Below are 15,772 nucleotides of genomic sequence, written 5' to 3' on the forward strand. Positions count from 1 at the left end.
CAGCCATGAAGTCGGCCTGCTGGGTTGTAAAGCGCCGCGCGAGAAACGCGGTGATTTCGCCGTTGCGGGTTTTCTTGCCCAGATCGCGGAAAGCCTTGAACGCTTCGACACTGCCTTTCCCGGCCATTTCCTGAAACTGGTTATAGGCTTCCTCTGCTGCCTCGTCCCTTTCTCCGCCAACAGGAGGGCGAAGCCCTGCCTGTGGCCTGGGGCGGGACTGTCACGGGGTCGGAGTGGCGAAAAAATGGGAGGGAACCGCGCGCTTGCGCGTGGGAGGAACCGGTTTTTTTTGACATGGAGACGACGCGCACCGCGCGGCGTTTGCCCCTTGACCGGCCCGACACAGGATGCGGGCGGATCGGGATGATGGGACCGGCCTGCCGGTCACAGCAGCCCCACTATTGGACAATGCCAGGGCCGGGGTGAGCGCGCTTTAGCGCGTCGATCCCCTGCCCTGTCAATTGATCAATGTGAACCGCGCGCCGCGCGCGGGTCTCAATTCACCGTTTGCGTGGTCTTGTCAGAAAACAAAAGCACGCGTGTTATCCTGCCTCGACGAAAACACTATATTTAGTATACTTACGTTAAGCACCCACAATATGTTTGCTTTGGAACCCCTTTTGTTCTATTCTTTTGCTAAGCTGCCAAGGGGAAAAACTTATGTCCGAAACTGCCATTTCAGAGACACAGACAGCACTGCCAGCAACGGCAAAGCAACTTGCTTATGCACGCAAGTTGGCAGAGCAACAAAACGTCGTTTTGCCCTGGGAAATCCAGCAAGATCGGCGCGCGATGAGCCAATGGATCGACACGCAGAGATCAGCACCTCGCGTTCGCGATACAAGGCCAAGCTCGAAGCAGGTGGCATTTGCGGAACGCATCGCCCGGATCAAGCGCAGCCCTGTTCCGGACGAGTGTTTTCGGGATCGCAATCTGATGTCCCGCTGGATCGATAGCAACAAGCCCTGAACACTATCACGCTTGTTTGGCATCTGTCGCGTTGTGTTGGAAGGTTGGAAGAACCATCGATGCGGTGCTCTCACACATGCCTCGCTGCACACCTTTCCTTTGAATATGGTCGCATCATCCAACCATGGGATCAAACGCCTATGCTCCAACCGGAACATAGCCTCGGCGACGTTTTTGTCTTTCAAGTATATGGAGCGCGTCAGCAGCCTGGGCTTCGTCTTCGTACGTCACCATCATAGCTTGTCCGTTTGTGCCAATACGTCCCCACGTGCGGAGAACCGAAACTTCCCCAAACAGCGTCGGCTGCAACTCTATTCCGTAGAACCGTGCCATGTTGACGTCAGGGTCTACATGGATCAGGTGGACAGGTGTGGTGTCTGTCAGCGCCATGCTCCCAGTATTGCTTGGCACAGCCCAGCTGTCCAATGACAATGCGATATCTATTCGCCGGGAGCGATTCATACCCGTGATGTGAGGTGGCACGGGTTTCACCCGGCCTTATCATTCTGGTCGCACTATAGGCTAGCTGAAGATCTTTGCATGCCCTCCATGCGCCGGATCTGGGTTGACGAGCCCGCCCTTTGTCGCGTCCGCTGTTGTTATGGACATAGATGAAAACAAAGTGGATGAGGCAGTCCTGGCGCTGCTCTGGTTGACGCTGCATGACGAGCGCCGCGCATGGAAAGGCTTTGACTGGGACGCGCTTGACCGCCTGCACCGCAAGGGGCTGATCCTGGACCCGGTTGGAAAGGCAAAATCGATTGTGCTAACCGATGAAGGCCTGCGTCGCTCCGAAGAACTTTTCGCAGAGCTTTTTGAGCGGGAGCCAAAGACATAGCATTCGCCACGACAAGACCATCCATGCAACGCAGATCTGCACAAGCCTGTGATCTGGCTGGCGGTTGCAATCTGCGCTAGATCGCCTCTGTCTGGCGAACAGGGAGAAGCTGAAGATGACAACGGGGAACGATCTTGGTGGGCTCATTCGGTTTATCACCCGTGACGAGATTTGGCACGAGCGGCTCGCGGACGTGTTGGACGAGCATTTTCTGCCAAGTCTCGAAGCCTTTGATCTCGATTTCGAGGATCTGGGCGACCTGCTGGGCGAGGATTGGCCAATGGTTCTGTGGGGCGGTGGCCTGGAAGACTTGCTGGGCAGGACATTCGGACCGGACGCCGAAAACGCTGTAGATGCCTATCTGAAAGGGAGCGGTTCCAAAGAGAGTGCGCAGACCCGCGCCTATATCGAGGGTTTGCGGGACGCGTCGGTCAGCCTTTATGAGGTGAGCGAGGTAGACCCCGGCAGATCCATGGTCTTGCGCAACATGCTTTCGGACGCAGAGCCGGTTACCGTCCGGGAACACAGCGCGACGCAGATGCTGCAGCGATGGGATCGCATCGCAGCTCGGGTTGTCGCACAGGGGGAATATAACGTGATCTCGGGGGCGCTGCTCCCCTTCGACCCCGACACCGTCGCGTTTTTTGAAGACGGGCTCCGCTCCGTGTTGAAATTGAACCCCGACGTTGAACTGAGGCTGACACAGGATCAGCTACACCGTTCCGCACCCCTCTTCACCAATGCCTGGCTCTTCGCACATCTGCCGAACCTGCTGGATCCGGAACCACCACAAATCAGCAACAGCGATGGCGACAACCTGCTCTTTCACGACATGCGCTTCCCCCTCGCCAGCAAAGTGAGGCAAAGCCAGGTATCTGAAAAGCTAACACAGTCCGCAGAACTCGTGATCTCAGGCCAGAAGGATTGGACCTGGCTTGACCTCGACACCCCGTCCGGCACCAAGCACGGCACCGGCCTCGTGTTGGACAAATCAATGTCAGGGGCCTCCGTGCTTGGGTCCCTAGATCTGAAAGGTCGGACACTCACACTTTCTGTGAACTCTACAGCGCGCGCTGAACGCGGCGAAGCCCTGGTCCGGGACCTCCTGGGCGACCTGGTGAAATCTCCGCTGACATCAATCCAGACCGCCGAACAGATGATGGCGGATGACAGCACGAGTAACGGAGTGGCAGAAGAAGAGGACATCCCCCGTGCCCTTGCCCGTCAGATGGCCCACGAATATCTCGAACAGCATTACCGCGATACGCTTGACCAGCCGATTCCTGCCCTGGATGGCAAGACCCCGCGCCAGGCCGTTCGCAGCACGGCGGGCAGGAAGAAAGTCATAGACTGGCTGAAGACAATCGAAAACCGCAGCGCGCGCCAGACCGGCTCTCCGGTGGCTGAGTATGATTTCGGCTGGATGTGGGACGAGCTTGGTCTGTCAGACTACTGAAATTGGACCAGCGATGGTTCTTGCAAAAAACCGTTCCAAAACTTCGCCTCCTGAACCCATCGACTAACCCATGTTTTCCCGGCTGCGTCTTGCAGAGATGTGGCAAGGGTTATGCTGTCGCTGCGCGTCCAGATGGTTTGCCTCGTGACAGCTGGGGCACAACAAAATTTCAGTCTCCGTGGACACACCGGTTTCATAATCGAAACAGTACTCTTGACCACATATTTCCAGCACCTCTCCACTCTTGGCCAGTTCCGAACTTGTCACCGCGCAGTGATCACAAATTCCGTCCAAGAGAGCTGATTGGAGTTCAGAAAGAACCACTGTTTTCTGAAAATTGCACACTCTGTCACTCATAACTGCTTCAGGCTTTCACAAAATGGTGAAGAGAGAAAGCTTGTGAAACAAGAATTCAAGGGAATGTGACATAGCCCAATAGGTTCGAGATTTAGTTAAGCCGATCATTGCCTGTATGCTGCGGGGCGCGTCGAACTTTCACGTCAGCCTCCATCCGACAACAGACCCGTTCACATCAAAATACAGTCTGGGCTAGTCCTCCCAGCGAAACGCGTCGTTGTCCGCCTTCACCCGACCAATAGACGGCAAAGCGAAGTGGTTTCCGAGCACAATACATCCTGTTTCGGACAGTTTCCGACGGGATGTCACGGCCATCTCAGCATCGGAATCAAACGTAAAATGCCACTCGAGATGCCCGCACTGGGCGGTTGTAGGGATTGCATCACCTGTTATCAGAGCGCACCGGTCGCCACTGGTGATTTCGACCGAGACATGACCGGGTGTATGGCCTGGCGTGGGGATCAGAGTGACGGAATACACCCTGTCGCAGTCCTAAGGTTCACAGGAGGCCCGAGACAAAGTAGGTTTCTTGTGCAGAGGTAACGGCAATAGGCGTGGATCAGAATGGCGCGGCAGCTCCCACTCGAAGGTGACAAGACCTTTCTGGTTTACGCCGGCACTGGCACCGACCTGATTTTCAATCATGGAGTTGAGCTTCCCGGTTTCGCGTCGTTTCCATTGCTGGAAGAACCTGGCACCAGGGTGATACTGGCCGGTCAAATGCAGGCACTTGTCGATCTGGCCCGTGAAATGAATGTCGGATGCATCCTTGATGCGCCCACATGGATGGCGAACGCCGACCGGGCAGCGCCCATGGGGTACGATGCAGAGCGGCTCGCCGAAGTAAACAAAGATGCGGTCAGTCTAATGGAAGACGTGCGCCAAGCTTCCGCTCGCGATGATGTACTGGTGTCGGCCTGCATCGGCCCGCGCTATGATCCTTACGCCGACATCCCGCCGGTACCCATCGAAGATGCACGTCGGTACCACGCTGCTCAAATGCAAAGCCTGAAAGACACAAGCCTCGATCTGGTCACCGCTTATACATTCAACCGCCCAAGCGAGGCAGCGGGTTGCATCCTCGCCGCCCGAGACGCTGATCTGCCGATCATCATGTCTCTGGTTGTTGAGACAGACGGGTGCCTGGCAGACGGAACCAAACTTGTGGACGGCATAGACCAAATCGACGCGGCAACCGACTCGGCGGCGATGTTTTTTATGGTCAACTGCGCTCACCCTACCCATTTCGCCAGAGCGATTGGCAACCACCCCCGGCTGAGAGGCCTTGTGGCGAACGCTTCGAGTTGCTCGCATGCGGAACTTGACGAAGCGGATGAGCTGGACGAAGGCGATCCAATTGAACTTGGTAAACAGATTGCCGCGATTGCGCAGCAGAATCCGTCGATTCAAGTATTTGGAGGATGCTGCGGTACCGACATGCGCCATCTGAAATCGACGATCAGCGAATTAGCATAGCCAACTTAGTTCAATCTGAGCGATAACGCTGAGATCTAAGGTGCTCCCGTAATTTCTTTCCACAACTTGTTAGGAGATCGGCCCAAACCTGCCGTTCATCGTGCAAAGCTGTACCTGCAGAGCGGCCGCCGAAGCTGCCGTTAACAATGGAGTTACATTGCGCTAGTCTTGAAACCATGCTCGATTTGGATGAAGCCAAGTCAGTGGAAGTGAACGGCACCGTTCTTGCGACCTTCGAAAAGGGTGAAGGCGAGCCACTGGTTTTTGTGCACGGCAGCGCCTCGGACGTGCGCACTTGGTCCCAACAGCTTGGCGTTTTCTCGGAAAATTATCGCACGATTGCCTACAGTCGACGCTATCATGTCCCGAACGCTCCGATACCAACCGATGCCAGGGACCCTATCCAGGTGCATGTGGAAGATCTGGCGGGTTTGGTCAAAGTGATGGATGCAGGGCCGGCACACGTCGTAGGGCACTCGTGGGGCGGCCTTGTTTCACTCTTAGCGGCCAAGCAGGTGCCGGAAATGTTCCGCAGCCTCGTCCTCATTGAACCGCCTGCTGTCTCAATGCACGTGAGTATTCCGCCAAAGCCTACCCAGTTGATCGGCCTTTTGTTCTCTGCGCCCCGGCTTGCGTTTGACATCATTAAGTTTGGCATAGGTACCGTAGGCCCATCTGAAAAGGCGTTTCGGATTGGCGATGATAAACTGGCCGTTGAAAAGTTTGGCCGAGGGGTTTTGGGCGACAGATATTTCGAGGCACTATCGGAGGAACGATACGCTCAAGTTTGGGACAACCGAGGCCCTGACAGAGCCCTCTCACTGTATCATGGCTTCCCCGATCTGATCGGAACATCGTTTTCGGATATCCATATTCCGGTCCTTCTTATCGGCGGGGCTGATAGTCCGCACTTGTTTAGGCTGCTAATCGATGGACTTAGCGAGCGGCTGCCTGATGCGCATGTCGAAATCATCGAAAACGGGTCACACATGATCCACGAGGACGCACCAGAAACCCTGAACGCGCGGATCAAAGAATTCCTTGCTGGCGGCTGAGGGCTGAGGCTGACTTCAAATTCACGCTTCGCTGTTCCCAGATGCGGACATAGCGGTCAAATGGTCTTCCAAACCAAGTAGCTGTTTTGATCTCACCTATGCTGCAGCGGTTGCTTCAATCTCAAACAACAATCCGGGGATGGCTATGCATGGATTGGGCCTGTTCAGCTCATTTATCAGGTCTTCCAGATGTTGTGCTTGTGGGGAGCGTTCTATTTCAGGAAGCACTAGCCTAGTCGGCAATTTCCCAGACCTCAGGAGCTCCTCCATGTAGCGTTCGAAGTCTTTCGTTTTTAGAACCGGGAGCGACGCCGTCCCACCATTGCAACCGAGATCTGCGGTGCAAGATCGATCGCTCTCAGTGGTACATTGCAATCACGGAGCCTTTTTGGTGTCTTGGTGTGATCGCGATACTTACTAACGCGCCCTCAGAACAGAGAGAACGATGATGAGAAAATTATTTCGGCAGGCCACGGCGCTAATCGTTTCTCTGGCAATTGCCAGCGCACCCTTTTCTGGAAGTTCAGCCGTTGCGGCAGATGCAGCGTCTTTCGAAAGAGTGCTAGACCAGATCGATAGCAGCATAGACGAGACACGTTTCAATGCAGCAGCTTTAGCCGAGGAGGTATGTACGGCGCCGACGTCTGAGATCGTGCAACAGATCGACAAACGCCTCGCGACGCAAATCTACGACGGAGTGATGCGAGGTGTCTCCGGAACGCTTTCAACGGGCGCCGGCAATTCGTGGGACCAGGCATTGGTATTAGAGAGCATACTGAGAACCTGCGGAGTTGAAACTCGCTTTGCGTTTACAACGCTTCCTCCGAAAGAAGCTGCTCGATTGATCGCCGCAAGCGCGCCTTCGATCCGTTCCGCGATCGTAACCGAAACCGCTGATTTGTCGGGTGCAGTGGAGGGCATGCGGGCCGCCGGTATGCTCAGTGAAGATTTAGACCGCTTTGTACAGTTTATGCAGAACCCGGCACCTGACGTACCAGCTAATGAGCAAGTGCTTGCTGTCGCGGAGGAATTAGAGCAAGTGCTCGGCGATAGAATGCCAACTGGCGTCGAATTGGACGCTATCTTCTTGGAAGAGGCGTCTCGGTACGCCTGGGTGCAGACCCGGGCACCAAACAGCGATAAGTGGGAAGACCATCATATCGCATTCGATCCTTCTACTGCCGTGACATTGCAGCGGTTTTCAGCCTCCCTCCCTCCGTCGGCATATCACAAAGTTGAAGTGGGCTTAAAAATCGAGGTTAGCGACGAAAACGACGTTAGGGACGTGTCTGTCCTCGACGGCACAACCATAACTCCTGGAAAGGACGGCGCCGGTTCGGCCTTGCTGACGATCTTGCCTGATACAGCGAGTAAAGATGGGTTCGGCGATCTGACAAAAGCCGAGAGCTTTCTTGTGCGCCTGGAGAGCGAAGACATACAGCAAATCGCGTTTGAGTGGGACGGAAGTGTATTGGATCCGATCTTTACCGATGGCGCCGGTGAGGCCAGTGCCGGCATTGCCGACGCCTTCAGCGGTCTGAGCTCAACGATCGGCGGTGCACCGATTGGCGAACCCGCAGATGCTGAACAAGTCACAGCCGTTGTTATCGAAGTCGCGCTCCAGGGGCCTTTCCAAGCGACGCCTGTCCTTGTGGAACGGCGTATCTGGGAGGCGACTGATCATCGCACGTCGGCACCTGTCGGCGTCTGGACGATCAACGCCGATGGTGCTGCCGCATCCGAGGGAGAATTGATGTCGGTGCTGATCGCGCAATTGCGCGTGGTCATGGAAAAAAAGCTCCCCCGCCCCAACAATTCCTTAGCGCGTGCGATGCTATCGCGATTGATGGACTTGGCCGCGCAATCCGTTGCAGAGGACGGATCCATTATTTGGCGCGGCGCGCCGATGACCACGATCAACGGATTTCAAGTCCAAGACGACGAAGCAAGGCTGGCGAGTTTTGATATTGTTGAGTCCGGGCTTAGAGCGATGCAGGTGAGCACGACGGGCTTTCGCGCTGCCCCAAATATTGCGCTAAGAGCTGGGGTAGCCGAGACCTGGTTGGAGGCCGGATTTGGCACGGACGCACCGCCAAGCGTCACTTTGAAGTCGTCCGCGAGCGCCTGGGCAACTCTCTCGGAGGCAGACCAGTTTCGTGTTGTGTCATCGCAGGCCGAGCTCTCGTCGCTCGGCCTGCAGGGCCAGGCTCTAGCAAACGCTGCGGCCGATATGGATCGAACGTCCTTGCTTGCGGTCGCGGGAGGACGCGACGTGTCGTGGTGGCGGATTGACCCTGCGACCGGGGCCGCAACTGGCGTAGACGATCGCGGTCGAGGCGGCGCCTTTGTGACATTACTGCTCTTGGTGGACTTTTCTCTCCTGCCTTACTTCATTGTCACGGGCATGCAGGACTGCGGCCAAAATGAAGGTTGCATGATGTCAGTGCTGATTTGGGGACTACTGGCCTTTGGGCTCAGTTTCGGTCTTGGGACTTCGATTGGAATTGCTTTGGAGGGAACGACTATTTGGGGCGCCGGTATTGTTGAAGGCATAGGAGCTTTTTTTGTTTTCTTGAACTTCTTGGGCCTGAGCCTGACAGGTTGGAATCCACTTCCTGACATCGAGATTCCCAATATTGACACGCCGTGACACGTAAGCGCACCATCCCTGGGTGTCGCTTCAATAGCCCTGTGGCTGCGTCCTTTCACCCGGTTGCAAACAATAAAAGACGGTCCAGTCTATCGCTTCGACGGTGGCATAAAGTCGGTACGTCTTCTCCAACGGGGACCATTCGCAAAAGACGGAGAAGGCTTTAATAGACGAGCTTCGGTCAATTCCGTGGTAGATGGCCCAAACAGGCCAATGCTCCAGCAACGCTACTCGTGCGTCTGTGTCGCATGCGGAACGGAGCCGCTCGGTAAAACACCATCTACCGGATCTCCGTGGTGCCAGTTGCGATGACACAGTCGAGATGCTGCTCGAGACGTACGGACACCCCAACAAGGCCGGGCAAGCCAAAGCCTGCGCTGAACGCCTCAATCCCGGCGCGGGTTGCGCGGCCTGCGAGCCCATCGGCCGGACCAACGTTGAACCCCAATGCGTTGAGCTTCTGTTGAACGCGGCGCACTCTGTCAGCTTCCGAGCCGGCAATCGCGGCAGCCCCGCAATTTGGTTCCAGGCGTGGCGGCGTGACGCCAGGCGCATAGGCCACCAATTTCGGACCGCTTGGACCTGTTTCGATGTCGACCCATGTGTCCATGTTGCCGGAGATCTCGATTGCGCCAAGAGATTTGCCCCCGCTGAGCCGTACCTCAAAGCGCCCTGACGGAACGGAGATGCCGTCTCCTCCGATACGCCCTTTTGCGACGACGATGCCCTCTTGATTGACGACGTCGACATCCGCCGAAAAAGCCGCCTGCAGTGCGTTGGCAAATGCTGCGCTGCCTCGGGCATCCACAAAAGTGCCGCCACCGGCGCGTGCAATCTCGGCGATATTCGCGCGGTCGGCGTCGGTGTTTAGGTCAAACCCGATGAGGTTCATTTCGATATCGCCAGAAGCTTGCGCTCGCACATCCCGCATGACGGCTTCTGGATTGGGAGCGCATTCTTCAATGCCATCTGTGATCACGATAATGCGTGTACCAGCTCCCGCGTGCACCGTTTTTGCGACCGCCGCGATGCTTCCAATGAGGGGGGTGGTCCCCCCGCTTGGCTCGAGCCCGGCCACCAGTCCCGAAACAACTGCCTTTTTCAACGGGCCGGGCGGAATTGGCGTTTCAATGTCGGTGCAGGCGGTGTCTTTTCCGGCACTTTCCGGGATCCGATTTCCATACACCGTAAGGCCGAACTCAATTCCTTCAGGTAGGCTTCCAAGAACCTGATTTAGGACGGCTTTTGCAGCATCGATGCGCCGCTCGCCATGCGCCATAGGGCGTGCCATCGACCCAGACATGTCAAGGATCACGTGGACGGGCGTGGCAGTTTCTGGTGATAGCACCGGGTTTGCAGCCCTTACACGCAGTGTTCCAGGAATAATGTTGAGTTCAGTGCGCAACTCATAGGGCACCGGTGCGGCCATTACCTCCCGGAGGGTGTCGTAGAACCGGGTCAGATCTTCGGCCCCTGTCGCATAAAAGCTGCGGCCACCTGTCATCACCGAGAGACCACGAAAGACGTTGCGACCCGTTCCAACGGCTTTGAACTGATATCGGTTTACCTCCTCGCCCATGGCAATGCTGTAGATTGGGATAGAGAGGTCATTGGCGCGTTGAAGAATTCGGGCGCGTGTTACCTCTTTCTTGCTGGCGGAATCGATGCCATCGCCGATCAGTAAGATGGCTTTGCTCCCGTCCTGGGCGGAGAGGATATCGAGCGCGGTATCCAAGCCCTCGTGGAGTTTCGTCGCTCCGTCGGCAATGATGCCTTCCCGTAAAGCAGCCAAAAGTCCGTCATGGCCTTGGCCGGGTGCGACGGTCACGACCTCGTCGGAAAAGCGAACCAAATGCAGTCTTTGTCCCGCTGGGGCGCTCTGGACATAGGTTTCGAGTGCGTTTTGCAACGCGCGTTCCGAGCCCTCAAGGCTCCCGGAGGTGTCATACACAATGGCCACCTGACTTGCCTGAGCCGTCAAGGACACAAAATCCGGCGCATCGGGGGGAAGGAGGGCGAAGCGTTTCGAGCCATCCGGACCTACCGCTCCGGCGACACCGCTGTGTGGTCGGCCATCGCGCCGCCAAAAGCCAAGGGACTGAACAATTTGATCTGACGACGCGACCGTGAGGATTGGAACGCCGGTATCTGCGTGCGGCAACGCAAAAATATCCGTGTCCCCACCACTTACAAGACCGCGAATCACGTCGTTTGTGTCCAGCATCTGCGCGTTTGCAAATTTGTCGTTGGGTTCGATTTCATCCGGACCGGCACGCTCTTGCGCTGGGATCTGGGCATCAAGCGTTATGGATGGTGTCGAGCGTTGCCGTAAAGAGAGCAGGTCGGACGCGCCTTCCATCACAGCGATTTTTCTGATCGCGAGCTGATCGGCCCCGCCTTCAAAGACAAGCCGAAGGTGCCTGAGTTTCTGACCAACTGGAAATCGAACCACAGGGTTCGTGGCGAGGGGCGCAAGAACGGCAATGCGTTCAAAGTCGACCCCTTGCGCTTGGTCTGACACATCAAGCGCTATCCGTCCCGGCAGCCCGGTTCCCGGAGCGAATTCGACGACAACATCGCTGACGAAAACCTGCTCATGGGGGCCAAAGGCCAGAACGACATGTTTTGGGTCTGGGCCTTTCTTGGTGATCCAGGCGCGATTGTCTTGTCCGGTGAGCGCGAACACCGGCGGGTTTTTCTCAAATCCGCTGAACGAGACAACCTGCGCCCCGGCCGACGGTTCGGCCAGATCCCACGCCTGGTCTTCGACAAGTGACGTGGGGGTCGCGTCGTCCTCCCACACTTCGATATTGGCCATGGTCGGTGGCTCATCCAAGTGCGTGCCCAAAATTTCAATCCGAACAGCCTGAGCCCGTGTCCCGGGTCTGAGCGGAATAAGGTTCCTTTGCGCCGTCTTCGGAAGCGTCACCTCCAAGATTTGCTCATAGGCCTGGCCCTCTCCGGGTTTGACCCAGACGCGAACCAGACTGGGAAACCTGAACCATGGGAAAGGTGCAGTCTTCCCAACGCGCGTGTCGAGAACGATCGCGCTGAGATCGGCGATCCGCCCGTCTCGAAATTGGACGGAAATTGCCGGGGCAGCATCCCCTTTCTCGGCACCCCACCCACAATGCACGCATTCGCGGGTGCCGATGCTTTGTTGGTATATAGAGGGCAGCCCGTCGCCGAGGTTCGCCGAAGACCAGGCATCGTTTTCTTGCGAGGAAGACGTGGTGACAACGCCACCATAGGCGCGTGTCGCGAGATCTCTGATGTGATGGGGTGCTTGCCACGTGGCATAGTCTGCACCCCATTCTGAGACGTCCGGGCCGGACCCGCCTTCGAGAACCGAGGTGGCGTCGAGAGCCTCAGGATTGGCCGAAGCAGCTCCGGCGCTTAGTGTCAAAGCGAGGCCCAAACTGGCCAGACAGCGAAACGTTGTACGGAGGAAGTTGACGCTCACAGCTGGCCCTCCGCGTAGCGACGGTTGTTCTTCAAGAGCCTACTGTCGGGAACTTCGAGAAGACCCATGTCGTAGATGCCGATCGCCTCTTGCCAGGCTTCTGCGTCAAATTTGCTCCGGGCCCATCGATCATAGATGATCGCTTTTAAGTCTGCCGAGAGCGTGTCGGCGAGCACAGGGGACACGTCATGGATGAGCGCAAGTGCGCCCTCCGGATCAGCGCGATCGACGAGGTCGGTTGCTGCGCGACCCAGCACGTTCTCTAGGACGTCTTGAAGCGATTTTGTTCCGGGAAGAATGTCCTCCATGCGCGTGACCTCGGTGACGAAGAGAGACGCGCCCCCTTCCGTCAAAGCGCTGTGTGACCACTCTTGGAAAACGAATGGTACATTGCGCTTTAGGTCCCGCGCATCGGGTGCGATGGCCAGACCGTCAGCATAGGCTGTCAGCGCCTCTTCCCAGCGCGCCTCGTCAATCGCCTTAGACGCGGACCGGACATACAAGGTCACCAAGAGCTCGCCCGCCTCTTCCTGGCTGAGCACGCGGCGCGCTTGGCCGACAGTGTTTTTGGCGGCCTCGAAGTCACCGGTTTCGACGTGTTGAGCAATCATCCGGTTGAGCGTCGTCACACCCATCCCCGCGACCTTCTTGTCTTGCGGAAATAGACGGAGGAGCTGGTCCATCGCTTCAGCGACACCCGCCGCGCTATCACGTTGCGCCGCAGAGCGGGTCCATTCTTGCGCGATGTAGGCGATATTTTGTGAAAAGAGTTTTGGATCCCCAAGTTGCATGCGACCGGCGTGGTAAATCTCAGCTGCGTCTTCCCAGTTTCCAGCATCCATTGCGTCGCGCGCTCTGTAATCAAAGATCACGGTCTGGAGCTCCTGGTATGTCTCCAGACGGGTCAAAAGTTGCGCGCTCGCAAGGATCTCTTCCGCCGAGCCAGTATCACCGGAACGCAGTGCTGCGTTTACTTGACGAATGATCTCGTCCTCACCGAACCCCGGGTCGACGGCAAAGTCTGGAAAGAGCGCCCTCAGGGTTCGTTGGACCGCCTCAAGTGCGGCGACACCGCCCTCTGCATTTGCCTGGCGCTGCCACTCTTGGGCCACGTAGCGTGCATTTCGCGCCAGGCTCTTGCTGTCCGGAACCGCTTTGCGGCCTTCCGCATAGATTTCTGCGGCAGCAGCCCAATCCTCGGCGTCGATGCGGGCATGACCATAGGCCTCAAAGGCAAATGCCGTGAGCTCATTCATTTGATTCGGGCCAACAATTTCGCCGACTTGCGCAACGTCTGCCAATGCCGCCTCTAAAGTGACCGTTTCTATCCCGGCGCGAATGTGGCGCCGCAAAAAGGTCTCCGCGATCTCGTCTAAGTTGGTGATGTCTGGCACCGCGCTTTTGACGCTTTGAAGCGCATCCAGCCCCTTGGGAAACCCCTCAGCCTTTGCCCATTCCTGCGCAAGATATCGCGTTGCACGTGCGATATTGCGATCGCCTGGATAGGCCAAAGATCCGGCCTGCAATACCTCAAGGGCGTTGGGGAAGCGGCCTGCATCCAATTCCGCGGACGCCCATCGTTGATAAACCCCGCCCCGCCATTCACGTAGATCCCCAAGGGATTGAGGATCCAAAAGCGCGTCGGCGGTTAACGTTGCATCAAGCGCCCCTTGCCAGTCGCCCGCATCGATAAAGTCTTCGGCCGGCCGCGTGAAGACCGCCGCACGCAGCCCGTCAAAGGTGTCCCGGTCGATCTCATCGGCTGCCGTCGCCAAAATGTCGAGCGCGGCTTCCGGGCGCCCCGCATGTGCCTCCGCGAACGCCCAACGTTGCCAAATGGCCTTGCGCGTTGCGGCCAGCCCGCGATCTTCCGGCGCAAGTCGGGCGCCAACAGCCGCGACCTCGGTGGCGTCTTCCCAGTTCCCAACATCTGCGAGCGACGTGCTCCATCGGCCCAACGCCGCAAGGGCATTGGTCGCCGCCGAAGCGAACTCGGGATCCAGGCTCATCGCCCGAAAGTTTGCAAAAAGCGCGTCTTGGTATCGGCCAGCGCGGAGGTGTTCAACGCCATGGTTGTAGTAGATCAATGCCGCCAAACCGGCCGCCCCGATTTCCCGGCGTTTCGATTTGTTTGACTGCGGGATGTAGCGAAACCCGGTTAGGTTCTCAAAGTCCGCGACATTTTTTCGTCGCGGGTCAAAGCCCTCGGCCGTTGTTGTCTCAACGTCCATGTGGTTGAGGCCATCGTAGACGATCGAGAACGCATGATCCGGGACCTCGATCGCGCGTATGTCAAATCCAAGACCCCCAGCGACCGCGTTATAAAGCACAGCCGACGAAACGCAGTTGAACACGCCATCGTCCAAGACCCCCGAGAGGTTCGTTTGCGCTTCGCGGTACCCGCCCTGGAAGGCGCGGGTGTGAAGCCATGTGAGGAGTTGCGCGCCGCTCTCACGACGTGGGGCAGAGAGGTCCAAGACGGATTTCGCTTCCGCTGTTAACGCGTTGACGCGCGCAATGTAGTCTGAGCGCGTGGCGCCGTCCATTACGCCGGATGCCAGAAGGGCGATCTCCATAAATTCGGCGTTGGTCAGGTTACCTTCCCCCGCACGTGCAAAAATTGCGGCTTCTTGCGCTGTGAGTTTGAGATCCGCAGCGCCGAGCGTCTGCATTTCAGCCACAATCTCGAGCGCGGTGATCGGCGTTTCACCGAAGGCATAACGGGTTTCTGGAAAGCCCTCCTTGCCGCCGATGCTGAGGTCCGCAAGCGCAATTTCTTCTGCGCCCCGTGCCGGGTAAAGCCGCACAAGCAACCAATCCGCCGCGCCACTGCCGAACCGGGCCTTTTGCACGGGCTTCAAGGGATCGATGGTCTCGGCTCTGAGGGAGGAAAAACCTGAAGAGGCTGATGCGGTTGACGCAAGGATGTCAATTCGGGCAGGGGCCGGTATTCTGGCATCGTTGGAAAGTGTCAAAGAGAATGTCTCCGGCGCCACGGTTCCGCGCTCAAAGGCAAAGAGCAAGTCGATGGGCATCCCGTCCACGGCCTCAAAGACGGCGACCGTGCCGGCGTTGCCGTCGATCAAGTTGGCAACCAGCGCCCCGGTGTCTTCTCCGGCGCGTGCCAAGCTGTTTTCGACCGTCGCCAGCGCAAGCAAGTTGGCTGGTGCTTCCGCCAACGCAAAAGTGGAGACCCCTGCAAGCAGTCCACTTAAAACAAGTACCGAATTGGCTTTGCCAAACATCTCGCGCCCTCACATTTTCCAGCTTCCAACGGAGCTGATCTTTGCCTGAAACACCGTAGCAGACGGACCTCGTCAGCGGTATCTGTCGAAAAAAAAGAAACGACATCTGAACTGTCGAAGACTTGCATTAACGTCGGTTTAGGAGAATGAGATCTCTTCGCCGCGCGATCTAGGGGTCGAGTGCGGCTGAGTGCTAAATCCCCCTTTAAGCAGTTTTTCGGTGATGCCGCCGTTCGTTTATTGCGCGGCGGATTCAAGGAGAT

The 15,772-nt window shown here is 57.2% G+C and carries 10 protein-coding genes; 6 read left to right on the forward strand and 4 right to left on the reverse strand.

Annotated elements, in window-relative coordinates:
• Positions 1 to 660: 660 nt before the first annotated feature.
• Positions 661 to 969, forward strand: a complete 309-nt coding sequence (locus ACR0AU_RS21635; protein ID WP_480522628.1) for a hypothetical protein — start codon at positions 661 to 663, stop codon at positions 967 to 969.
• A gap of 138 nt (positions 970 to 1,107) precedes the next feature.
• Here the strand turns inward: ACR0AU_RS21635 and ACR0AU_RS21640 are convergent, their stop codons facing one another.
• On the reverse strand, positions 1,108 to 1,359 hold the full coding sequence (locus ACR0AU_RS21640) for a WGR domain-containing protein (RefSeq protein WP_480522626.1): 252 nt from the start codon (positions 1,357 to 1,359) through the stop codon (positions 1,108 to 1,110).
• Between the two features lie 232 nt (positions 1,360 to 1,591).
• On the opposite strand from ACR0AU_RS21640, the gene ACR0AU_RS21645 reads away from it, so the two are divergent.
• Entirely contained in the window at positions 1,592 to 1,807 is a 216-nt protein-coding gene (locus ACR0AU_RS21645; RefSeq protein ID WP_480796303.1) for a DUF6429 family protein, read from the forward strand.
• Between the two features lie 115 nt (positions 1,808 to 1,922).
• Positions 1,923 to 3,263, forward strand: coding sequence for a DUF7986 domain-containing protein (locus tag ACR0AU_RS21650; RefSeq protein ID WP_480522622.1), 1,341 nt, complete (start codon positions 1,923 to 1,925; stop codon positions 3,261 to 3,263).
• Between the two features lie 549 nt (positions 3,264 to 3,812).
• On the opposite strand, the gene ACR0AU_RS21655 is transcribed toward ACR0AU_RS21650, so the two are convergent.
• Entirely contained in the window at positions 3,813 to 4,100 is a 288-nt protein-coding gene (locus tag ACR0AU_RS21655; protein WP_170514471.1) for an MBL fold metallo-hydrolase, read from the reverse strand.
• Positions 4,101 to 4,184: 84 nt separating this feature from the next.
• Here ACR0AU_RS21655 and ACR0AU_RS21660 point away from each other — a divergent pair, with 84 nt between their 5' ends.
• The 3 genes from ACR0AU_RS21660 to ACR0AU_RS21670 all read left to right on the forward strand — a co-directional run bounded on the left by ACR0AU_RS21660 (position 4,185) and on the right by ACR0AU_RS21670 (position 8,801).
• A complete protein-coding gene (locus ACR0AU_RS21660; protein ID WP_480522620.1) occupies positions 4,185 to 5,096 on the forward strand; it encodes a homocysteine S-methyltransferase family protein in 912 nt (303 codons plus the stop codon).
• A 176-nt stretch (positions 5,097 to 5,272) separates the two neighbouring features.
• Positions 5,273 to 6,151, forward strand: coding sequence for an alpha/beta fold hydrolase (locus tag ACR0AU_RS21665; RefSeq protein ID WP_480588243.1), 879 nt, complete (start codon positions 5,273 to 5,275; stop codon positions 6,149 to 6,151).
• A gap of 445 nt (positions 6,152 to 6,596) precedes the next feature.
• Complete coding sequence (locus ACR0AU_RS21670; protein WP_480588241.1) at positions 6,597 to 8,801, forward strand: transglutaminase-like domain-containing protein; 2,205 nt, start codon at positions 6,597 to 6,599, stop codon at positions 8,799 to 8,801.
• Between the two features lie 280 nt (positions 8,802 to 9,081).
• On the opposite strand, the gene ACR0AU_RS21675 is transcribed toward ACR0AU_RS21670, so the two are convergent.
• Both ACR0AU_RS21675 and ACR0AU_RS21680 read right to left on the reverse strand, forming a co-directional pair.
• Positions 9,082 to 12,264 (reverse strand): VWA domain-containing protein, encoded by a 3,183-nt coding sequence (locus ACR0AU_RS21675; protein WP_480522614.1) that lies wholly within the window; start codon positions 12,262 to 12,264, stop codon positions 9,082 to 9,084.
• A complete protein-coding gene (locus ACR0AU_RS21680) occupies positions 12,261 to 15,509 on the reverse strand; it encodes an ATP-binding protein (RefSeq protein WP_480522612.1) in 3,249 nt (1,082 codons plus the stop codon). The genes ACR0AU_RS21675 and ACR0AU_RS21680 overlap by 4 nt, the downstream gene beginning before the upstream one ends.
• Between the last annotated feature and the right edge of the window lie 263 nt (positions 15,510 to 15,772).

It is taken from the genome of Ruegeria sp. CG1 (assembly GCF_056537265.1).